General features: G+C 55.5%; 22 protein-coding genes and 1 pseudogene. 13 read left to right on the forward strand and 10 right to left on the reverse strand.

The features are described 5' to 3' along the window. Positions 1 to 5: 5 nt before the first annotated feature. A complete protein-coding gene (locus U5J94_RS09550) occupies positions 6 to 209 on the reverse strand; it encodes a hypothetical protein (protein ID WP_322565411.1) in 204 nt (67 codons plus the stop codon). Positions 210 to 1,257: 1,048 nt separating this feature from the next. Here U5J94_RS09550 and U5J94_RS09555 point away from each other — a divergent pair. Further along, entirely contained in the window at positions 1,258 to 1,872 is a 615-nt protein-coding gene (locus tag U5J94_RS09555) for a GGDEF domain-containing protein (RefSeq protein ID WP_322565412.1), read from the forward strand. Here the strand turns inward: U5J94_RS09555 and U5J94_RS09560 are convergent. Further along, positions 1,869 to 2,843: a calcium/sodium antiporter gene (locus U5J94_RS09560; protein WP_322565413.1), complete on the reverse strand. Its 975-nt coding sequence runs from the start codon at positions 2,841 to 2,843 to the stop codon at positions 1,869 to 1,871. The two genes, U5J94_RS09555 and U5J94_RS09560, sit on opposite strands and share 4 nt — an antisense overlap. Before the next feature lie 133 nt (positions 2,844 to 2,976). Next, a complete protein-coding gene (locus tag U5J94_RS09565) occupies positions 2,977 to 3,516 on the reverse strand; it encodes an arylesterase (protein WP_322565414.1) in 540 nt (179 codons plus the stop codon). Between the two features lie 118 nt (positions 3,517 to 3,634). Here U5J94_RS09565 and U5J94_RS09570 point away from each other — a divergent pair, with 118 nt between their 5' ends. From U5J94_RS09570 to U5J94_RS09595, 6 genes are all read left to right on the forward strand, one after another. Next, positions 3,635 to 4,330: an ABC transporter ATP-binding protein gene (locus U5J94_RS09570; RefSeq protein WP_322566483.1), complete on the forward strand. Its 696-nt coding sequence runs from the start codon at positions 3,635 to 3,637 to the stop codon at positions 4,328 to 4,330. After that, a complete protein-coding gene (locus tag U5J94_RS09575) occupies positions 4,323 to 6,842 on the forward strand; it encodes an ABC transporter permease (protein ID WP_322565415.1) in 2,520 nt (839 codons plus the stop codon). The genes U5J94_RS09570 and U5J94_RS09575 overlap by 8 nt, the downstream gene beginning before the upstream one ends. A gap of 174 nt (positions 6,843 to 7,016) precedes the next feature. Further along, positions 7,017 to 8,045 (forward strand): metal-dependent hydrolase, encoded by a 1,029-nt coding sequence (locus U5J94_RS09580; protein WP_322565416.1) that lies wholly within the window; start codon positions 7,017 to 7,019, stop codon positions 8,043 to 8,045. A 59-nt stretch (positions 8,046 to 8,104) separates the two neighbouring features. Then, complete coding sequence (locus U5J94_RS09585) at positions 8,105 to 8,476, forward strand: YajD family HNH nuclease (RefSeq protein WP_322565417.1); 372 nt, start codon at positions 8,105 to 8,107, stop codon at positions 8,474 to 8,476. A gap of 39 nt (positions 8,477 to 8,515) precedes the next feature. Continuing rightward, positions 8,516 to 9,190, forward strand: a complete 675-nt coding sequence (locus U5J94_RS09590) for a spermidine synthase (RefSeq protein WP_322565418.1) — start codon at positions 8,516 to 8,518, stop codon at positions 9,188 to 9,190. 1,028 nt (positions 9,191 to 10,218) lie between these two features. Continuing rightward, positions 10,219 to 10,539 carry a hypothetical protein gene (locus tag U5J94_RS09595; RefSeq protein ID WP_322565419.1) on the forward strand — a complete coding sequence of 107 codons (321 nt, stop codon included), beginning with the start codon at positions 10,219 to 10,221 and terminating at the stop codon, positions 10,537 to 10,539. A gap of 95 nt (positions 10,540 to 10,634) precedes the next feature. Here U5J94_RS09595 and U5J94_RS09600 read toward each other — a convergent pair whose 3' ends face one another. Then, on the reverse strand, positions 10,635 to 12,263 hold the full coding sequence (locus tag U5J94_RS09600) for an ABC-F family ATPase (RefSeq protein WP_322565420.1): 1,629 nt from the start codon (positions 12,261 to 12,263) through the stop codon (positions 10,635 to 10,637). Between the two features lie 172 nt (positions 12,264 to 12,435). On the opposite strand from U5J94_RS09600, the gene U5J94_RS09605 reads away from it, so the two are divergent. Continuing rightward, entirely contained in the window at positions 12,436 to 12,591 is a 156-nt protein-coding gene (locus U5J94_RS09605; protein ID WP_322565421.1) for a hypothetical protein, read from the forward strand. 70 nt (positions 12,592 to 12,661) lie between these two features. Here the strand turns inward: U5J94_RS09605 and U5J94_RS09610 are convergent, their stop codons facing one another. Beyond that, entirely contained in the window at positions 12,662 to 12,865 is a 204-nt protein-coding gene (locus U5J94_RS09610; protein ID WP_322565422.1) for a DUF2892 domain-containing protein, read from the reverse strand. Positions 12,866 to 13,280: 415 nt separating this feature from the next. Further along, positions 13,281 to 13,757: a YbaK/EbsC family protein gene (locus U5J94_RS09615; protein ID WP_322565423.1), complete on the reverse strand. Its 477-nt coding sequence runs from the start codon at positions 13,755 to 13,757 to the stop codon at positions 13,281 to 13,283. A 182-nt stretch (positions 13,758 to 13,939) separates the two neighbouring features. Between U5J94_RS09615 and U5J94_RS09620 the strand changes: the two genes are divergently transcribed. The 3 genes from U5J94_RS09620 to U5J94_RS09630 are packed head-to-tail and all read left to right on the forward strand — an operon-like array spanning position 13,940 to position 16,043. Next, the gene (locus U5J94_RS09620) at positions 13,940 to 14,395 is read left to right on the forward strand and encodes a TerB family tellurite resistance protein (protein ID WP_322565424.1); all 456 of its coding nucleotides are present in this window, start codon (positions 13,940 to 13,942) and stop codon (positions 14,393 to 14,395) included. A 37-nt stretch (positions 14,396 to 14,432) separates the two neighbouring features. Continuing rightward, entirely contained in the window at positions 14,433 to 14,933 is a 501-nt protein-coding gene (locus U5J94_RS09625) for a GNAT family N-acetyltransferase (RefSeq protein WP_322565425.1), read from the forward strand. Between the two features lie 39 nt (positions 14,934 to 14,972). Then, the gene (locus tag U5J94_RS09630) at positions 14,973 to 16,043 is read left to right on the forward strand and encodes a PA0069 family radical SAM protein (RefSeq protein WP_322565426.1); all 1,071 of its coding nucleotides are present in this window, start codon (positions 14,973 to 14,975) and stop codon (positions 16,041 to 16,043) included. A gap of 191 nt (positions 16,044 to 16,234) precedes the next feature. Here U5J94_RS09630 and relA read toward each other — a convergent pair whose 3' ends face one another. Then, positions 16,235 to 18,448: a GTP diphosphokinase gene (gene relA, locus U5J94_RS09635; RefSeq protein WP_322565427.1), complete on the reverse strand. Its 2,214-nt coding sequence runs from the start codon at positions 18,446 to 18,448 to the stop codon at positions 16,235 to 16,237. A gap of 301 nt (positions 18,449 to 18,749) precedes the next feature. Here relA and U5J94_RS09640 point away from each other — a divergent pair. Together U5J94_RS09640 and U5J94_RS09645 are read left to right on the forward strand one after the other, a co-directional pair. Continuing rightward, positions 18,750 to 19,088 (forward strand): annotated as a pseudogene (locus U5J94_RS09640) (adenosylhomocysteinase); the annotation flags it as partial. A gap of 101 nt (positions 19,089 to 19,189) precedes the next feature. Further along, on the forward strand, positions 19,190 to 19,882 hold the full coding sequence (locus U5J94_RS09645) for a protein-L-isoaspartate(D-aspartate) O-methyltransferase (protein WP_322565429.1): 693 nt from the start codon (positions 19,190 to 19,192) through the stop codon (positions 19,880 to 19,882). A gap of 17 nt (positions 19,883 to 19,899) precedes the next feature. On the opposite strand, the gene U5J94_RS09650 is transcribed toward U5J94_RS09645, so the two are convergent. From U5J94_RS09650 to hspQ, 3 genes are all read right to left on the reverse strand, one after another. After that, complete coding sequence (locus U5J94_RS09650) at positions 19,900 to 20,289, reverse strand: glutaredoxin family protein (protein WP_322565430.1); 390 nt, start codon at positions 20,287 to 20,289, stop codon at positions 19,900 to 19,902. A gap of 168 nt (positions 20,290 to 20,457) precedes the next feature. Continuing rightward, on the reverse strand, positions 20,458 to 20,949 hold the full coding sequence (locus tag U5J94_RS09655) for a GNAT family N-acetyltransferase (RefSeq protein WP_322565431.1): 492 nt from the start codon (positions 20,947 to 20,949) through the stop codon (positions 20,458 to 20,460). 23 nt (positions 20,950 to 20,972) lie between these two features. Next, on the reverse strand, positions 20,973 to 21,287 hold the full coding sequence (gene hspQ, locus U5J94_RS09660) for a heat shock protein HspQ (protein WP_322565432.1): 315 nt from the start codon (positions 21,285 to 21,287) through the stop codon (positions 20,973 to 20,975). Between the last annotated feature and the right edge of the window lie 30 nt (positions 21,288 to 21,317).

The following is a 21,317-nucleotide window of genomic DNA, read 5'->3' on the forward strand; positions in this document are numbered from 1 at the left end:
GCTTTTTAATTCAGACGTTTCTTCGCTGCGGCAAAACAGTCCTCTCGCCACAGGCAGCTCTGCTGGTCGCAGATCCCGTTGACGGCGGTGGCAAAGCAGTTGAAGTTGCCTTCCGCCGACTGGATCTGCCGTACCAGCTCAACCTTGCTCTGGCGCGAGGTCTTCAGACCGTGCTGTTTGGCGATTTGCCGGATATCCTGTATTTGCATAGCTTATCTCCTGAGCGACCCGTTATGGACAAGTCTGGATCCGGGTTATGCCATCCATGTGGCAAACCCGGTAAGGGAAGGCAAAGTATAGACCCGATTTGCGGATTCCGGAAAAAGAAAAGGCACAGCCCGGGGAAGACTGCGCCAAAGGCGGAGTTGAATCCGCATCGAGGTTTCCACCATCAGGCGGGAGGAGATAACACGTTATCAGCGGCAACCGGCTCCGTGGCCGCTGGCGGGACGGATTGGCTAACGCCGTAAGGCTCATGGTCTTCGTCGGACTTCAAAAATAACTCAACGAACGTGGCGTAATTAAACTGACTGTTCATGACGGCTCACCTCCAGGGTTTGATTGAGTCTTGTGAACACGCGCTACAACAAACCTCTTTCAACAATCATGCCAGCCGAATGACCGTAGTGCTTCATTGAGGCAAGTCACTGTATTTAAATGAAATACATTATTGCTCCGGGTTTGATTTATTTGAATTGACTCGCCCGGTGTTAGGTTTTCGCACCCGCCTGGAACGTTCCGGACTTTCCTGCACGCTAATGGTGCGAAGAACAAAAACCGCTCTATCTATGCGGTAATCATGTCAAAATTGGCCGCGACACGCGGCGCTTTTTCAATCTTTTTATCTGTCGCTGTATGGTGAAAAAGACCATTTGGCTGCTACCCAGGCGAGTCAGTGAGTAGGAGGCGCACTCCACGACTCCCGCTGATCGTGAAGTTGGTGACGCACTGCGCGATCAGCGCTGCCTGGCGCGATCGATGGGTGTGATTGGGAACAGGGAGGCGGAACAGTGCCGTTGCCGGGTGACTGGCGGGTTATCCGACAACGGCGACTACAGCAAGCGCGGCTGATCGGCGCCGCACAGGAGGCGGGTTGCTGCCACGGCGGCGTGTTTACCGAGCAACTACATAGGTTTTTTCTGAGTGGAATTTCGGTCAGTGCCTGTCGAAAACGATTAAAATGTTCTAATCTTTCAGCCTGGTAATATTTTCCCTGGCGCTCTATCTCAACCGCAATGGCCATTATTATCTGGCCTTGTGGTTGACCTACATCGAGGTGATTTTGAAGTTATTCTGTCCGCTGTTCCTGTCGGGTTGATGATTGTGCTTTATACCGACCCGCTTGGAATGTTCCCGGTATATCATTTGGATTTTCGTGCTATTCACCTGTTGCATATCGGTAATCTAATTGCCACCGTGGCGCTGGTGGCCTATCTGGCGCATTATTACTCCAAGGGGGTCAATGACTCGGAAAGGCAGCTCCAGAAGCTGACCGAAGCGTATAAAGAGCTTGCTACGTATGATTCACTAACAAGATTACTTAATCGTCATGCGATGATGCAGGCGATAGAAGATGAGGTCAGTCGTTTCCGTCGGTTCAAAAAGCCCTTTGTTCTGGCGCTGGGTGATATCGATGATTTCAAGAATATTGATGACCGTTTTGGCCATCATACCGGCGATGTGTTGTTAAAGGAGTTTGCGTTATGCATGCAGCAACGATTACTTTCGGCGCGTGCCAGTACAGTGATGCGCAGGGTGTCGAGAAAACCATTCAATTTTCCGACAAGGCGATGTACCAGGGCAAGCGTGGCGGCAAAAACCGGGTGGTATTGGCAAGGGGCGAACAGGAGTAACTGTCAACCGTCTTGTTAGCCGGCTCCTGCCACATATATGACAAGATAGCCTGTATATCCCCCAAATGCCGTTAGCAGCAGCCCTCCTTCCAGCCGGTTAATGCGACCGCCACCGTGTAGACGATATCCGAATAGAAACAGCGATAGAGTCAACACTCCCATGACCAGTATGTCACGTGTCAGAACCTCGCCCGGGATCGCCATCGGTTGAATCATCCCCGCTATGCCGACTACCGCCAGAGTATTGAACAGGTTAGAGCCGAGTACATTGCCCAGCGCAAGGTCATGCTCGCCTTTGCGCACCGCGGCAAGGGATGAGGCCAGTTCCGGCAGAGAGGTTCCCACTGCGACAACCGTCAGACCGATGATCAGATCGCTAACACCAAATCCCCGGGCGATCTCCACGGCTCCCCATACCAGTCCCCGGGAGCTGACAATCAACAGCACCAGACCGATAAAAAGCCAGATTAGTGCCCGCTTAAGCGGCAAAGGATGAGAAGCCAGTTCGGCCTCCATTTCATTTGCAAGGGGGTCACTACGCGCTCGCAGTCCTTGGTAAATGGACCAGCCCATCAGGCCGCCGAATACCAGTAGCAATATTCCCGCATCCAGTCGACTCAGCCTGCCATCCCACAACTGCCAGGCGGCCAGCGCGGTAACCAGAGTGAGAATCGGCAGTTCCTTGCGTAAAACTTGAGAGTGCACCGCAATTGGACTGAGAAGAGCCGTCAGTCCCAGGATCAGGGCGATGTTGGTGATATTGGAGCCGTAGGCGTTGCCCAGTGCCAGCCCCGGAGTGCCCTGCCAGGCAGCCAGGGCCGAGACTACCATCTCCGGTGCGGAGGTCCCAAAGCCGATAATGACCATACCGATCAGTAACGGCGGCATGCCAAGGTAGCGGGCCGCCGCGGCCGAGCCTTCCACGAATCGGTCCGCGCTCCAGATTAATAACGCGAGACTGATGACGATGACCAGCAGGGCCAGGCTCATTGCACGCTCCTGTTTGAATTTTGGCAACTTTCGCAAAAAACATCGAACAATGTCTGTGGCATGAATTGCCTGGCGTTGCCGGGCGCCAGGTCAGGTTGCTGCAGCAGGTCTGTTATCCAGCCGGGATAATGCATCAGTGGGTCGGTTCCAGCAGCGGCACCAGTTCTTCCCAGACATTGCGCATGATGCTCGGTTGGGCTTCTGCCGTCGGGTGAATGCCGTCGTTTTGCATCAGTGAGGCGTCGTCGGCAACCTGATTGAGAATTCGGGGAACCAGAGGGATGTTGTAGCGTTCGGCGAGTTCCTGATACAGTGCCGCGAATCGGGCATTATAAGCGGCACCATAGTTAGGTGGCAGGCGCACACCGGCCAGCAGGACCCGGGCGTGTTGTTCCTGACTCCGTTCAATAATGTTCGCCAGACTGGTTTTGATCTCGGAAAAGGGCAGGCCGCGCAAGCCGTCATTGCCGCCAAGTGCGATAATGACAATCGCCGGTTTATGGTTGTGCAAGGCCGAATCAATACGACTGAGTCCGGTCCGGGTTGTGTCTCCACTGACACTGGCATTGATAATTGTATAATCATAGCCTTGATTTGCCAGTTTTCTCTGCAACAGCGCGACCCAGCCCTGTTCCCGGTCGATGCCGTAAGCGCCGCTAAGGCTATCTCCCAAGACCAGAATATTTTCCTGTTTTTTATTTTCGCTGTACGCGCTATGGTTGGCGGCCATTAGCACGCAAACCAGTGCGGGCAGAATTAATCGAGAGATTGTTGTCATCATGTCAGAACGTATTTCCCGTGCCTTTGTCGAAGCTCAGAACCTGGGTAAACAGGTCATTACCCGCGACGGGGTACTGACTCTGTTGCATGATATCAATTTTAGCGTCGAGGCGGGAACGTCATTGGCCATTTTAGGTACTTCGGGCTCGGGCAAAACTACCTTGCTGGGGTTGCTCGCGGGCCTGGATACACCGACCGAAGGTGAGGTAATCCTCGATGGTCAGGCCCTGAATACCTTTGATGAAGACGGTCGTGCTCAACTACGGGCTGAGCTGGTCGGCTTTGTGTTCCAGAACTTTCAGCTGTTGCCTGGTCTGACCGCACTGGAGAACGTGATGTTGCCCCTTGAATTAGCACAGACGCCGCATCCGCGCGAAACGGCCAGTGAACTGCTGGTGCGCGTCGGGCTTGGCGAGCGCCTGCACCACTACCCCAATCAATTATCCGGCGGCGAACAACAGCGTTGTGCCATTGCCCGCGCTTTTGCCACGCAACCCCGCTGCCTGTTCGCCGACGAACCGACCGGCAATCTCGATAGCAAGACCGGCAAGCGGATCATCGCGCTGTTGTTTGAACTCAACAGTGAGCACGGTACTACATTGATTATGGCCACTCATGATCACAATTTGTCGAAAATGTGTCACCGGCGCTTGTACCTGGATGCCGGACACATCATTGACTCGCCTGCAATTGATCCGCATGACTGAGAAATCTCTGGGAGCGGCATTCTACTGGTTCAACTCATGGCGCATGTTGTGGCGTGACTGGCGTGGTGGTGAACTCAGTATTCTCGCGCTGGGACTGGTGATTGCGGTGACCAGCATCACTGCCGTGGGTTTTTTTACCGATCGCATAGAACGTGGTATGCAGGAACAATCCGCCGAACTGATCGGCGCTGATCTGGTAATCCGCTCACGACAGGTCCGGGTGACTGACTACCTCGAATCCGCCCGTGAACGCCAGCTACAGGTTGCGACAACCCAAGAGTTTCGCAGTGTGATATTGAGTACTGATACCCCGCAACTGGTTGAAGTCAAGGCGGTCTCGCAAGGTTACCCTCTGCGCGGGACTCTGCGCGTCAGTGATACGCCCTTTGCCGCGGATCAGGCGACAACCACAATTCCGGCCCAAGGGGATATCTGGGTGGATGCGCGCCTGTTGCCACTGCTGGATATTGAGATGGGCGACAAGGTCAGTCTCGGGAACAAGCGTTTTACCCTGCGCAAAGTACTACGCTACGAGCCGGATCGTGGTGGCGATATGTTCAGCGTGGCACCACGGGTGTTGATGAATAGTCGGGATCTGGATGCTACCGGTCTGATCGGCACCGGTTCGCGGGTTAGCTATCGTGTACTGATTGCCGGTTCGCGTGAGCAGATTGAGGATTATCGTCGGAATCTGGAGCAACGCCTGCGTGACAACGAGCGACTATTAACGGTCGAAGAGGGGCGCCCTGAGCTCAACACCGCCTTGCAACGGGCCCGGCAGTTCCTGGGTTTGGCGGCGCTGATCAGCGTACTGCTGGCCGGCGTGGCGATTGCCACCGTGGCGTACCGTTTTACCCGTCGGCATCTGGATACCAGTGCCATGTTACGTTGCCTGGGTGCGGCGCAACGTACCATCATTGCACTGTTCAGTCTGGAGATGATCTGGTTGGCTCTGCTGGCCAGTACGGTTGGTTGTGTGCTGGGGTTCTTCACCCAGTATGTGATTACCGAATTACTGGATCAGTTGTTAATCGCCCGGCTGCCGCCTCCCTCCTTCAAGGTGATTTTGCCGGGTTATGCGACCGGTATTGTCCTGTTGATGGGCTTTGCCCTGCCGCCACTGCTGGCGCTACGCGCCGTGCCGCCATTGCGGGTATTGCGCAAGGAGATGATGCCTCAACCGGTGAGCGGCTGGATACTCTATCTGGCGGTGGTGATCTGCATGGTGTTGTTGCTGTACTGGCAGATTGGTAATCTCAAACTGGTGGCGCTGGTGTTTGGCGGCATGCTGGTGACATTGTTGGTACTGACTGGCGCGGCATATGGATTGATTCGTCTGGTGAATCGTTTGCGCGGGCAGGTCGGCGTCGCGTGGCGCTTTGGGCTTGCCAATATTTCCCGACGTCCCGCCAGCAGTGTTGTCCAGATCGTGGCGTTTGGTATCGGAATCATGGTGTTGTTACTGTTGTCCACTGTACGCTCCGATCTGCTGGAAGACTGGCAACGCAGTTTGCCGGCGGATGCGCCCAATCATTTTGTTATTAACGTCCAGCCGGATCAGACCGAGGAAATTCAACAGTTTTTTTCCGAGCGCGGTGTCAAAAATACCCGTTTATATCCCATGGTGCGTGCGCGGCTGGTGGAAATTAATGGCGAACCGGTAGAGCGTTCGGATTATGAGGATGACCGTGCACAACGCATGGTGAGCCGTGAGTTTAATCTTTCCTGGGCAGAGAAAATGCAACGGGACAATACTCTGGTGGCGGGGCAGTGGTGGGGCGAGGAGGATATTGGTCAACCGCTGATTTCACTGGAAGCGGGCCTGGCCGAGACCCTGGGACTCGGTGTGAATGATGTCATGGGGTTTGATGTCAATGGGGAGCTAGTCGACTTGACTGTCTATAATCTGCGCGCGGTGGAGTGGGACAGTTTCAATATCAATTTCTTTACCGTGGTTGCACCCGGTTTTCTGGAAGACAAACCGGCCAGCTGGATCACCAGTGTGTACTTGAATAAGGAGCAGCGTCAACAGTTGGGAACACTGGTGCGTGAATTTCCAAATGTGACCTTGATCGATGTGGAAACCATCATGTTGCGGGTACGCAACATTATGGATCGCGTATCGCAGGCGATCGAATTTATTTTTCTGTTTACCCTGCTGGCAGGGCTGGCTGTTCTGTACGCCGCGATCCAGGCCAACCAGGATGAGCGGCGTTTCGAAAATGCGGTGTTGCGGACCCTGGGAGCCAAGCAACGCACATTGATGTTTGGACTGCTTTCCGAATTTACTGTCCTGGGTGCGCTGTCGGGGCTGTTGGCGGGCCTCTCCGCGACGTCACTGGCCTGGGTGCTGGCCGAGTTTCTGTTCGGGTTTGATTATCGGTTTGACATCAGCATCGTACTGATTGGCGTTGTCAGCGGTATCCTGATCGTCGCGAGCGCAGGTCTGCTCGGGACTCGCAGCGTGTTAACCCACCCACCGATTGCCACCTTGCGTGAGGGCGCGGCATAACTAACGGTGCTGGTCTGTTTTATCAGTCAGTCCGACATGCAAGCTGGTGTGAGCACAGCAGGTCGGGTCGATCTCAAGCGTCATTTGGACCGATGATGGTAATCATATGTTATCAGGTATTTGCAGAGTATCTGACATTAACGGCATTAAGACTTTCAGGTATAGTTACCGGCTATGGATATTCTGACCCAGGGTCTGCTTGGCGGTGTGCTGGTGCAGTCGATCGCCCGCAAAGGCGAGAAAAAAGTGGCGACACTGGCCGGCCTGTTTGCCGGTCTGCTTGCGGATCTGGATATTCTGATCCATTCGGCAGACGATCCGCTGCTGAATATCGAGTTTCATCGCCATTTTACCCATTCGCTGTTGTTCATTCCCCCCGGTGGGGCTATTGCTGCTCTGATTCTGTGGCCGTTGCTGCGTCGCCATCTATCACTCAAGCGACTCTATCTTTTCTGCCTTGCCGGCTTCAGCCTCAGCGGGGTGCTGGATGCACTGACCAGCTACGGTACAATGCTGTTCTGGCCTTTTTCCGAACAGCGGGTTGCGCTGAATCTCATCGCAATCGTCGATCCGGTATTTACCTTGATCCTGCTGCTGGGACTATTGCTGGGTCTCAGACTCCCCGAGCGGCGGCTGGCGTTGGGTGCACTGATCTTGGGTGCCGGTTATCTGGGCTTCGCCGGCGTGCAACAACAGCGTGCGCAGAATGTGATGGCAGAAGTGACTGCCGCGCGCTCCCACGTGCCGCAACGACAGGTGGTGAAACCGACCATGGGCAACCTGCTGTTATGGCGTTCGGTGTATGTGCATGATGGGCGGATTTATGTGGATGCGGTACGGGTCGGCCTGCTGGCCGACAGGTTGATTTTTCCCGGCGATTCGGTGGCCCGCTTCATTCAACATCGCGATCTGCCGCAACTGGAACCGCAGACAACCCTGGCCGGGGATATCCGCCGTTTCGAACGGTTTTCCGATGGTTTCGTTGCGTTCGATCCACAGCAGGAGAATGTCCTCGGCGATATGCGCTACAGCATGTTGCCCAACAGTGTTCGGCCGTTGTGGGGCATCGTGATCGATCCCAAACAGCCACAGCAGCATGTCGATTACCGTTTCTTCCGTGACAGCAGCGCCGGGGTCCGTCATACTTTTATTAACATGCTTCTGGGGCGGTGTGATGAGGTTGATTGTTATCGGGCAGACTGACTATAGTCAGTCTGCCGGGTGGCAAGCATACCCGGCTTTCCCGATAGATGGAGAATTTGATGGCAAAATCAGACAACAGTAAACTGGAACAGATCGTGGCCGAGGCACGCCGTGCCAGCGAGCAGCGCGAGCAGGGTTATCGCGAACAGGCTTTGAAGATGTATCCCCATGTTTGCGGGCGTTGCGGCCGCGAGTTCAGCGGCAAGAATCTGCGTGAGCTGACAGTCCATCACCGCGACCACAATCATGATAATAACCCGCCCGATGGCAGCAACTGGGAGTTGTTGTGCCTGTATTGCCACGATAATGAACATCAGCGGCAGCTGGAGGCGCAACAGGGGACCGGTTCCGGCTCGAGTAACAGGACTGCCGGTGCCACATACAATCCCTTCGCCGATCTCAAGTCCTTGCTGGACGATAAAAATGAGTAGCGAGTTTCGTCCCCGTGTCTTTGACCTGACACGTTTTCTGTGACGCCCTGGAAGCTGCTCGACAGCGCCACCGTGCCCGGTAATGGCGGTAAGTTGCAGCTGTATCAGCGCGGCGATGAATTCTCGATCAAGCTTGCCGGTCGCGGCGAGCTGATGAGCAGCCGGGTCCACGGCTCCGAAGAGGCGCTGGCCGAACAGACCTGTTCCCGCCTGGGGACGGCCAATCCCCGTGTACTCATTGGTGGTCTGGGCATGGGTTTTACCCTGGCCGCGGCACTGGCCCATTGCGGCGAGCAGGCCGCGATCACGGTGGCCGAGCTGGTGCCGGCGGTGGTGGCCTGGAATCGCGGGCCGCTGGGCGTCTGTGCCGGCTATCCCCTGCGGGATCCCCGGGTCAGCGTGCAGGAAGGGGATGTGGCGCAACAGATAACGCGTGGCGAGCAGTATTATGACGCGATCGTGCTGGATGTGGATAACGGCCCGGAAGGACTGACCCATAAAAAGAATAACTGGCTGTATGGCATGGATGGCCTGAATGCGATGTACGGCGCATTACGCCCGGGCGGGGTGCTGGCGGTCTGGTCGGCCGGCGCGGCGCCGGAGTTTATGCAGCGACTGCACAAGGTCGGCTTCGAGGTGGACGAGGTCAAGGTGCGCGCCCACGGCAAAAAGGGGGCGCGGCACATCATCTGGTTTGCCCGCGTGCCTGAATAAAAGTTTTGAATCCTTGTTCAAAACGATGGCCTCGTCAGCTTATCCCTCGCAATAATCTGACTATGAGTGGTCATTGCGAGCAAAGCGAAGCAATCTCCCGATGCTGATCCCCAATCCTCACTAAAATGATCGCCCTGCGGGCGAGCTGAATCTTGAAAGCGGGCTCTCGCGCCCGCGCGGCGAGTTCATTTCTTTATTACGCGATAAAGAAACGAACCAAAGAAACCGCGCCCGAAAGACGCCGCCGGTATAGCAATTTATCAATTGCTATACCGGTTCCCTGCGCTTCTCGCTCCAGTCGGGCTCGGCAGACGGCACTTCCGTGTGCCGACTGCCGAGTGGCGGCATCCCTGCCGCCACCCTTCGGGCTGATCCTCCCTCCACTGCGATGCTCGGCGGCGTCTGACGGGACCAAAACAGTCTAGCGATAGTAGGGGAAAACCCTGATATCACGAGAAAATTCGTGTCTCGTGTGTCGTGTGTCGAAAAAACCGGGGAATGCTTGCTAGGATTAGGGGTATCTGTATTTTCAGGCTTTAGCCTGGGATAGGCAGACGTCTGCCTAATACCGTAAAAGACAGACGTCTGTCTAAATCACTGTTATGCACCTTATATTGACTGAGGTATCAGATAATAAAAAAAATATTTTTCGTCGCATTCTGTTATTTTTTTCTTAGTGGAAATTCATTCGCTGAAATAACCACTAAAAAACAGGCTGATCAGTTTATAAATCAATATTGCGTTTCATTAGTTAATGAGTTTAAACAAACTCTCGAAGAAAAAAAGCAATTACAAAAGAGTGCGCAAAAAGCAGGCGAAGAAGATTTTGCTGCGCTTTTACTTACAGGGGCAGCAACTGTAAATGATATTGATCGCTTTGTTGAAATTTACACTAAACTATGCAAGTAAATATAAGATCTCATGTTATCGAAACACAGTTGCATAACAAGTCATTCGTGTTGGACCGTCTAAAGCGCCGCGCGCTTTATCCGCCCTCACAATTCTAACGTTACGCATATAAACACACAATGATCTCTGAATCGGACTGGAAGAAATTCAAGACAATAAAAGAAGCGGCTTTGGAGCGCTTCTGCGGGGGTATATTACAAGATATTTCGGAGGGGTTGGCGAGTAGTGATATTCCAACAAGCCATGGAAAATATCTTTATTTGTATAAAACAATTGTGAACTACAATAAGCAGGTTGCTTTACTCTTTGATGACCATAGTCGGTCAAAAGCTGAAATACAACTTATGATGCTACGCCAGGAAGGATTTCTTGATGAGGTGGATATCCAAGAATTATCCGATGAACTTAAAGTACGCACAAAACCCAGAGATCATGTGTGACTCGATTTAGAATGTCAGGTTGCGCACAGCGCTACCTGACATTCTCCGCATCGGCAGGGGTGTCACGCAGGCTATCGCCAGCGTGATCGACAAGGTTAGCCCCTGGCCCCTAGCCCCTGCCGGGGTGCTACCCCGGCGTCAGCCTGATCACGCAGGTATTCATCGTAAGTACCACTGAAATTTGTCACGCCCCTGGCGGATAGTTCGATGATCCGGGTCGCCAGCGAGGAGACGAACTCGGTGTCGTGGCTGACGAAGATCAACGTGCCGGTGTAATTCTCCAGCGCCAGGTTCAGTGCTTCGATGGATTCCATGTCCAGATGGTTGGTGGGCTCGTCCATCACCAGCACATTGGGTTTTTGCAGCATCAGCTGGCCGAACAGCATGCGACCCTGTTCGCCCCCGGAGAGGGCATTGACCGATTTTTTGATCTCGTCCTGGGAGAACAGCATCCGGCCCAGTACCGCACGTACGGCCTGCTCGTCATCGCCGGTCTGTTTCCACTGACTCATCCAGTCAAACAGCGACTGATCGTGGCTGAAGTCACTGGTATGATCCTGGGCACAGTAACCGATGTTGATGTTCTCCGACCATTTCACAGTGCCGCTGTCAGGCGTCAGCTCATTGACCAGGGTGCGCAGCAGGGTGGTCTTGCCAATGCCGTTGGGGCCGATTATGGCGATGCGTTCGCCCACTTCAATCAGCAGATTCAGGTTTTCGAACAGGATTTCGTCATCGAAACCCTTGCTCAGATCATTGACCTCCAGCGCGTTGCGATAGAGTTTCTTGGCCTGGTCAAAGCGGATGAACGGGCTTTGTCGGGAGGAGGGTTTGACCTCTTCGAGTTCGATTTTTTCGATCTGTCTGGCACGCGAAGTGGCCTGTTTGGCCTTGGAGGCATTGGCCGAGAAGCGACTGACGAAGGTCTGCAGTTCGGCGATCTGGGCCTTTTTCTTGGCGTTTTCGTTCAACAGCCGCTCGCGGGCCTGGGTGGCTGCGGTCATGTACTCGTCGTAATTGCCGGGATAGACACGCAGTTCGCCGTAGTCCAGATCGGCCATGTGGGTACAGACGCTGTTGAGAAAATGACGATCATGGGAAATGATTACCATGGTGCTGTTGCGTTCGTTGAGCACGCGTTCCAGCCAGCGAATGGTGTTGATATCCAGGTTATTGGTCGGCTCGTCCAGCAGCATGATGTCCGGATCGGCAAACAGCGCCTGGGCCAGCAACACGCGCAGTTTCCAGCCGGGGGCCACGGCGCTCATCGGGCCGGTGTGCTGTTGTTCGGGAATCTCCAGCCCCAGCAGCAATTCGCCGGCCCGGGCCTCGGCGGTATAGCCGTCCAGTTCGGCGAACTCGACCTCCAGTTCGGCCACCTGCATGCCGTCCTCTTCGCTCATTTCCGCCTGGGAATAGATGCGATCCCGCTCCTGCTTCACCTGCCACAGCCGGTCATGGCCCATGATGACCGTATCCAGCACGGTGTATTCTTCAAACGCGAACTGGTCCTGGCGCAGCTTGCCGACCCGCTCGTTTTCATCCACCGAGACGTTGCCGGAGCTGGGAGCCAGATCGTTGCCGAGTATTTTCATCAGCGTGGATTTGCCACAGCCGTTGGCGCCAATCAGGCCGTAGCGATTGCCGTTGCCGAATTTGACAGAGATATTTTCAAACAGGGGTTTGGCCCCAAACTGCATGGTGATATTGGCGGTTGTAATCAAGGGAGGCTTCCGGGGTAAAGAGTGTACAAAGAGGGGCGCGATGATAGCATACCCCGCAGTCGGAAAAGAGGGGGCGGGCAATATATTGGACCGCTAGCGAGCTGCCCGTCCCAGGCGGGTCATGTTCCGCAGCCAGCGTTGGCGGTGGGCGGTGCTGCCCTCGACCATCCCGATGAATATCAATACGCAGGAGCAAACGATTCGCCCGACGCGAATGCGTAGTCTGTCGGTGATGCAGGAGAGTCAGGTGGCGGCACCGCAGCTAGAGCCGGGAAAACAAACCTTGCGTGTGACAGTCGATGCGACTATCGAACTGGTGGTGAAGTAGTCCGCCGGGCGGGGCAAAGCGTGCCCCGCGTCAGCAGAATCTTCTCAGTAGAGTGGCATCGCTGGAATGTTCAATTCTTGCCTTTGGTGGATATCTTCAGTGGTGCATAAACGGGGCAGAAGCCGATGATACTGGTGAGCAGGAACACCAGCGCAATAACACCCAGTACAATCGCCAGGGTACCGGAGATAACCTCAGTCAGATATAACGCGGCGATAACGACGGCAATGATGATCCGGATGGTCCGGTCAACAGTCCCCATGTTTGGATTCATGTTTCCTCCTGATTGAATTTCTGTGGTTGGCTATTCACAGTGTAGTGCTTTCCCTTGAAGATGCAATTCCCCATAAAATACCCTAGTATTTTACTCAAGAATTGGCTTATCCATGAATTAAATATATGAAGTGTCCTTGTCAGGAGACAATCCCTAAACTGATGACCGCTTTCAAGGGGTTCCGGGATGCGTGTTACGCGTGTCGGTGAACCGTAACTATTTAATAATGAGGATTTGCCAATGGAAGATAAAGCCGTTAAACGCACCCTGACCTATCTTTTCGCCGGCCTGTTTGGCTTTTTTGTGCTGATGATCGTCCTGGCGCGTGCTATCGTATATTAAACCGTAGGCAGGCTGGCGGCGTTCGCTGCCAGTCTTGCCGTTTGCCCCAATACCCGCCTTTTCCTTATTTTCTTTAGGTTTCTCTGGGTTTACAAAGACGGGCGTGTTGAGAACCGCGCATCAGTCGACGAAAGGCCGAACCTTTTAAATGGATCAGATCCTCGTGATCCCCGGCCTCCAGATACACATCCGGGCACTGGTCGAGGCTTTCATCCACCACCGTGGCAATGCCGTAGGCATCCCCCAATGGCGGCACAGCGCCAGGGTCGCAATCGCCGAATAACGGCGTTAACTCGGCCTCGGTCGCGAGTCCCATGCGCCGGTTAAGCAGTTGATTGAGTCGCCCGATCCGCACATGTCGATTGGCCGGGATTACCACCATGACATAACCGTCTTCATCCTCCAGAATCACCGGCTTGGCCAGTCGATCAGCCGGGATATGAGCACTGTGGGCGCTGTTGATACTCGTATCCGTGCGTCTGTGTGGCAGCAGATCATAGGCGATACCTTTGTGGGCGAGATACTCCTGCAGCGTGCGTGCCATTGTCATGATACACCTCTGTGTATACGGCAAATAGTCAGATATACCCAGTATAGTCCATGTAGAACACGTCAAAAGCGACACAGGGGTTTTGCTGGATTACTTTTTCTGGTGTAAGACCTTTGATAGACTGAGTTAAGACCTCGAGTACGGTCAAATTTTATCCGGGTTATTAATAAAGTCGATATGCCATGCTTAATGCGATAAAACAGTTTTTTGAACAGAATATTTCGCCGGAACAACCGGACGATACCGAACACCAGTTGAAGCTGGCGACCGCCGCACTGCTGATCGAGATGATGCAGCAGGATGGCCGAACCACCGAAGATGAGATTCAGGCAGTCAAGTCCGCGCTGGGGATCAAATTCGAGCTGAGCGAGTCGGAGACCCGGACCCTGTTTGACCTGGCGCGGGAAGAGGCGAAACAGGCGACGGACTTTCATCAGTTCACCCGCCTGATACACAGCCATTTTCCGGAAGAAAAAAAGATCAAGGTGGTGGAGTATCTCTGGACGATTGCCTATGCGGACAATGAACTGGATGCCCATGAAGAGTATCTGATCCGTAAAATCTCCGATCTGTTGTATGTCTCGCACAAGGATATGCTGAAAACCAAGCACAAGGTCCAGGCCGCTCAGGAAAACTGACGGTGATTGACGCTTCAGCGGCCGGCAGGATTGAGTTATGACTCATGGCACAGACATACAGATTGTAGAGGCCAGGCCAGAGCATATTTCCATTATCCACGCCATGATCGACGATCTGGCGATGCATTTGCAGCTGGGTCACGAACGGGTGGCAACCGAGCAGGATCTGCATAATGCGCTGTTTGGTCCGCAACCCCAGGCGGAAGTTGTCCTGGCGTACATTGATGAGACGGCGGCCGGATTTGCCCTGTTTTACAACAACTACTCCACTTTTCGGGGGCGCTGTGGCCTGCATCTGGAAGATTTGTATGTGCGGCCGCAGTGGCGCGCGCATGGCATCGGCAAGCGTCTGCTTTCGTATCTGGCCTGGCTGACATTGCAGCGCGGTTGCAGCCGCCTTGAATGGTGGGTATTGGGAGAGGATGAAAAAGCGATTGCCTTTTATGAAGCACTGGGTGCCACTGCCAAGGAAGAGTGGCAGATATTCCGTCTGCGCGGCGAGCCGCTGCAGGCTCTGGCGGATGCGACACAGCGCTGAAGAATCTTGTTGCAGCTTTGAATTATAAACCGATTAACGATGTCATCGAATACCTCCTCACATCCCAAAGGGCGCGGCGCCGGCAGCAATGTTGTCTCACGCTTTGTTGAGCTCAAACGGGAAGCCGTCGATGATGGCTGGGAACCGGCGGAGCGCACGCCGCTACGCACCGAGCTGTTTACCGATACCAGTCGTACCATCATCAGTTCGAATAACTCCCCGGATGTGCCTTTTACTTACTCGATCAATCCCTATAAGGGGTGCGAGCACGGCTGTTGTTACTGTTTTGCCCGGCCTACTCACGCCTATCTGGATCTGTCGCCGGGGCTGGACTTTGAAAGTAAAATCTTTGCCAAACCCGATGCGGCCGGGCTTCTGACAAAAGAGCTTGGCAAGCACAGTTATGTTCCCAAAGTGATTGCCCTGGGTGCCAATACTGATGCCTATCAGCCGCTGGAAAGACAGCTGGGTATTACCCGTGAGATCATCCAGGTTTTGAAAGCACACCAGCATCCCGTGTCGATTATTACCAAATCCGCACTGGTCGAGCGGGATATCGATCTGCTTGCGCCGATGGCCGAAACGGGGCTGGTCAAGGTTTTTATCTCGGTCACCACCCTGGATCGGGCGCTGGGGCGCCGACTGGAGCCCCGTGCGGCCGCACCGCAACGTCGCCTGGAGACCGTGCGCCGCTTGCGCCAGGCCGGTATCCCGGTCGGGGTGCTGATGGCGCCGATTATTCCGGTGCTCAATGATAACGAGATCGAACAGTTGCTGGGCCAGTGTGCCGCGGCCGGCGCCGAATCAGCCAGTTATGTCATTCTGCGTTTACCGCATGAGATCAAAGATCTTTTTGTTCAGTGGTTGCAGGAACACTACCCCCTCAAGGCCGAGCATGTGATCAGCCGCATCCGCGATCTGCGCGGCGGGCAGGCGTATCGCAGCGAATTCGGCGAGCGCATGCGCGGCAGCGGGCAGTATGCCGATCTGATCGCGAAACGGTTCGCGCTGGCCTGCAAAAAACACGGCCTTAACCGGCGCACTCTGGAACTGGACTGCTCGAAATTCCGGGTTCCGCCCAGAAGCGGGGACCAGATGGGGCTGTTCTGAAAAAATATTCACCGCAGAGACGCAGAGATATTTTTAATGTTGAATTTTGAATTGTGAATGTTGAATTAAAAGCCTTTTTGCCAGCGTAACGGGCTTCCGGCTTTTACCCTGACGGATACAAGTGCAGGGAACCTGATTACAGATTATTTAATATTTCTCTGCGTTCCTCTGTGTCTCTGCGGTGAATAATTTTACTTTGTCTTGCGCCGGACTTCGGTGACGTTATTGAGCTGGTTGATGCGGGCCAGTACGGTGCTCAGGGCGTCGATGTCGGGGACTTCGGCGGTGATGGTCAAGGTGGCGGTGTGTCTCTGTTTGTGTGACTGGGTGTTGACCGCGGTGACATCGACACCGGCATTGGCCAGTAAAGTGGTGATGTCGCGCAGCAACCCCTGGCGATCGTAAGCCTGGATTTCGATATCCACCGGGTAGCTGCCACTGGAGCGTCGTCCCCATTCCACTTCGACGAAGCGTTCGGGGTGCTCGGCGATAGCGCGCAGCACGTTGTGACAGTCACGTCGGTGTATGGAGACGCCTTGTCCCTGGGTAATGAAGCCGACAATGGCGTCACCGGGGACCGGCTTGCAGCAGCGTGCGAATTTGGTCAGCAGATCGCCGACACCATGGACTTCGATGTCCGAGGTGCCGGGGTGGGCTCGGGGTTTGCGCAGCAGGGGCGCTTCGGTTTCGCTTTGTGGTGCCGGTTCGCTGAGGTGGTGGGCCGCGGTGGCGATGCGTCCGGGTTTGATATCCCCCCGCCCCAGCGCGGCGAGAAACTCATCCACCTGTTTGTAACCCATCTGGTTGGCCAGCTTTTCATAGCCAATATCGCTGAAGCCGAGCCGTTTGAGCTCCCGCTCGACAATACTGCGGCCATCGGCAATATTCTGATCGAGATTCTGCAGCCGGAACCAGCGTTGCACCTGCTGGCGCGCCTTGCTGGTCACCAGGTAGCCCAGCTGCGGATTCATCCAGTCGCGACTGGGTCCGCCTTTTTTGACACTGAGTATTTCCACCTGATCGCCGGTATGCAGCGGATGAATCAGGGAGACCATGCGACCGTTGACCTTGGCGCCGCGACAATGATGACCGACTTCGGTATGAATCCGGTAGGCAAAGTCCAGCGGCGTGGCGCCGGCGGGCAGATCGATGATGTTGCCCTTCGGGGTGAAGACATAAACCCGATCGGTAAACACTTCGGACTTGAACTGATCGACAAATTCGCCGGCCTCGACAATATCTTCCTTCCATTCCAGCAACTGACGCAGCCAGGCGATTTTCTCATCGAAGGCCTGATTGCTCCGGATGCCTTCCTTGTAGCGCCAGTGCGCCGCCACGCCATATTCCGATTCCTGGTGCATATCCCAGGTACGGATCTGGACTTCTACGGTTTTGCCTTCCGGACCGATTACCGCGGTGTGGATCGAGCGGTAGTTGTTTTCCTTGGGGGTGGCGATGTAATCGTCGAATTCGCCGGGCAGATAATTCCACAGGGTGTGGACAATCCCCAGTGCCGCATAACAGGCCGGAAGCGTCTCCACGTAGACGCGGACGGCACGTACGTCGTAAATCTGGTGAAAGGCCTGTTGCTTGCGCTGCATCTTCTTCCAGATGCCGTAGATGTGCTTGACCCGGCCCTTGACTTCGGCCTGAATCCCGGCCCTGTCCAATTCCGCTTGCAGCTGATGAACAAACCGGGTCAGATAGTGTTCCCGTTCATTGCGACGCTCGGCCAGATGTGCGGCGATCTGTTTATAGTCGGCCGGGTGCAGATAACGGAAGGCGAGATCCTCCAGCTCCCATTTGAGTTGCCAGATGCCGAGGCGATTGGCCAGCGGCGCGAAGATGTCCATGGTCTCGCGGGCGATACGACGCTGTTTTTCGCCAGGCAGGGCGGAGAGGGTGCGCATGTTATGCAGGCGATCGGCCAGCTTGATCAGCACCACGCGAACGTCCTCGGCCATGGCCAGCAGCATCTTGCGCAGGTTTTCGGCCTGCAGGTGCTCTTTTTGTTCCTGCAGATCGCCGCCGCGCAGGGTGGCGATGATATCCATCTTGGTGACCCCGTCGACCAGATGCGCGACATCCTCGCCGAACCGGGCTTGCAGTTCTTCGAGGGTAAAACGGGTATCTTCCACGACATCATGCAAAATGGCGGCGCTGATGCTGCTGGCGTCGAGATTCAGCTCGGTCAGGATCTGGGCGACCGCCAGGCTGTGCATGAAATAGGGTTCCCCCGAGGCCCGGCTCTGGCCTTCATGAGCCTGGCGTGACAGGGCGGCCGCCTGCCGGATCTGGTCCAGTTCCGCAGCGCTGTAGTTGGCCTGCAAACTGTCCAGCCACGCGTCGATATCCACCGGACTGTCGGCAGCGATTTCGGGATGTTTGCGCGTGACACTGACCATGTTTAACCCGGGTTGTCGGAGTTTTACTCCGGTAAGTAAATTAAAGATTAAATTGACCGCTTTATCTATGTCTATTTGGGGGATATCACGGTGTATCTCAAGTATCGGTATTATGGGTGGGATTTGATAGTCACAGTTCGCTTTTGCCGTCGATTTGTCTTGCGGCGATGGCGGCAACCGATAACGTAAAACGCAACCGGGTTATTGCAACGAATTGCAGTCAAACAGGCGGCGTTTTGGGCACAGATCGGTCAAGCCGCTATACTCAAAAAGATTGGGGCAACAGGCGAGGGAATAACCCATGGCGGAAATTGCCAATCCGGATCTGGCTGATGTCGGTCGCGCGCGTATCGACTGGGCATTGACCGAGATGCCGGTTATCCGGGATCTGATGCAGGAGCTGGCGCAGGAAAAACCCTTGCAGGGTTTACGTCTTAGCGGTTGTCTGCACATTACCACCGAAACCGCCAACCTGGCCCGCACGCTCAAGGCCGCCGGCGCCGAACGGGTGCTGTGCGCCAGTAATCCACTGAGTACCCAGGATGATGTGGCGGCCTCTCTGGTGCAGCATGAGCATATTCCGGTCTTCGCCTGGCGCGGGGAATCGCACGACGCGTATTACCGGCACATTCATGCCGCCCGACGCAAACTGGCCGCCATGCAAATTTAAATCGATACCCTGACACCGATCCAGCAGGCCTATCTGGCCAGCTGGCAGGAAGGTACCTGAGCGAGCTGACAATGCAGGATGCCCAACAACAGATGCTCGATACCATCGCGGCCGAGGCGCGCTACACCGCCGACTATACCGGGCGCAGCCGGTTCAGTGCCGCGGTGATGCAGGCGCTGGCCAGGGTGGATCGGGCGGCGTTTGTGCCGCCCGCCTACCGGGATCGTGCCTATGACAACGGCCCGCTGCCGATAGGTGACGGCCAGACCATCTCCCAGCCCTATATCGTGGCATTGATGACCGATCTGCTGGATCTGACGCCCGACAGCGTGGTGCTGGAGATCGGCACCGGCTCGGGCTATCAGGCGGCGGTACTGGCGCAACTGGCCCGCCAGGTTTACAGCCTGGAGCGATTCTGCACACTGGCCGAGGCGGCGCAGGAGCGGTTTGCGCAACTGAGTTACACCAATATCGAAGTGCGTTGTGCCAACGGTTATAACGGCTGGCGGGAGAAAGCTCCGTTCGATGGGATCATTGTCACCGCCGCGGCCCGGGAAATTCCACCGGCACTGGTGGAACAGCTCAAACCGGGCGGCCGGCTGGTGATCCCGGTTGGCCCGCCCTATGGTTATCAGGTATTAATGATCGTCAGCCGCGATGCGGCCGGCAAAATCGAGCACCGCAAGGTGCTCGGGGTCGCCTTTGTGCCCCTCATTGATGACGGGATCGAGAATGGCGACGATGCCGGGCGTTCGGCGCCGTAGTGGAAGTTTGTTCAGACTCAGGCGGCAAAGCGGGTCTGTAGATAGGCGATGATGTCGTCCGACTCGTACAACCAGCGCACCTGACCATCGTTTTCGGTGATGCGCAGGCAGGGGACCTTGACCTCGCCGCCGCCTTCGAGCAGGGCGGTGCGATGGGTCGGATCGTGCAGGGCGTCCCGCTGTTCAATGTTCAGTGACAGGCGCCTGGCGGCGCGGCGCACCTTGATGCAAAACGGACAACTGCGAAACTGATAGAGCGCCAGCTGCCGGGTGGCCGCGTCGATCTGTTGCTGCTGTTCGGGATCGCGGATGATGCCACGCGGGGTGGTCAGTTTATTGAGCAGCAGGATAACGGGCGCAAGCACCGCGCGCAGGGTCTTGAAAAAGGAACGAATCAACCATTTCATTATTACAGATACCGGGGTTTTAAACGGCGCTCAGCATAACAAATCAGCCTGCCGCAAGGGGAGTTGTGCGCCGCCTCGAGGGCAAAATATTTGCCCTTTATGTCCAAAGGTCTTTGCACTGTTCAACGCGTCGGAATGAGACTGTCTGAGGGAGATAAAGAAACGGAGTTACGCACGACGCGGTTTCCAGTAGCGATGCTGATAATCCTGTTCATGATCGTCCGTATCCAGCGGCTGCAGATCCTGATGGATGAAAAAGTCGCCGGCCTCGCGCTGTGCGCGCACCAGCAGGCCGTCGAGCCGGCGTGTCTGGACCTGTTGTTCGGCCGTCTGTAAAAGCTGTGCGCCGATGCCCCGCTGCTGGTGATCGGGATGCACATAGAGGCCGTGCAACAGCAATCCACTGGTGGCGGTGGCGGGCAATTCACGCGGCCCGGGTGTATCCAGTGCTGCCACGCCGACGATACCCCGGGCTGTCTCGGCAACCCAGAGCTGCAGATGGGACAGATCATGGGTGTCATAACGATAACTGGGCATTGCCAGACGCTTGACCCGTTCGGGCAATGCCCAGCCCATCACGGCCGCCTCGATCACGCTATTGACTGCCGGCAGATCCGCCGCCGTGGCGCGACGCAGGGTGTGCGTATTGGCATCGTTCACGGCGACGCGTCCGGCGGTGGTATTCAGTTCAGCGATTGGCGGGGCCGATAGCTGCTGCCGTTGAAATCAGTAAAGAAACTCTCCAGCGCCGGATGGCGGATCGGATCCCCGCTCTCATCGGCTTCCAGATGGCGTTCGGCCACATAGGTCATGTGGTCACCGTTATCCACCAGAACGTGATACCAGGGCTGATCCCTGGGCGGCTGGCTACGGGCGACCTGTTCGTACCATTCGTCGCTGCCCTCGAACACCGGATCCACGTCCACTATGACGCCACGATAGTCGAATTTAAGGTGATGAACGACCTGGCCGAGGGTAAAATGTGCCTGGGTTGCCATGGATACTCTCCTGATAAAAGTTCGTGTGAT

It is taken from the genome of Thiohalophilus sp. (assembly GCF_034522235.1).
In the GTDB taxonomy this organism is placed as follows: Bacteria; Pseudomonadota; Gammaproteobacteria; order UBA6429; family Thiohalophilaceae; genus Thiohalophilus.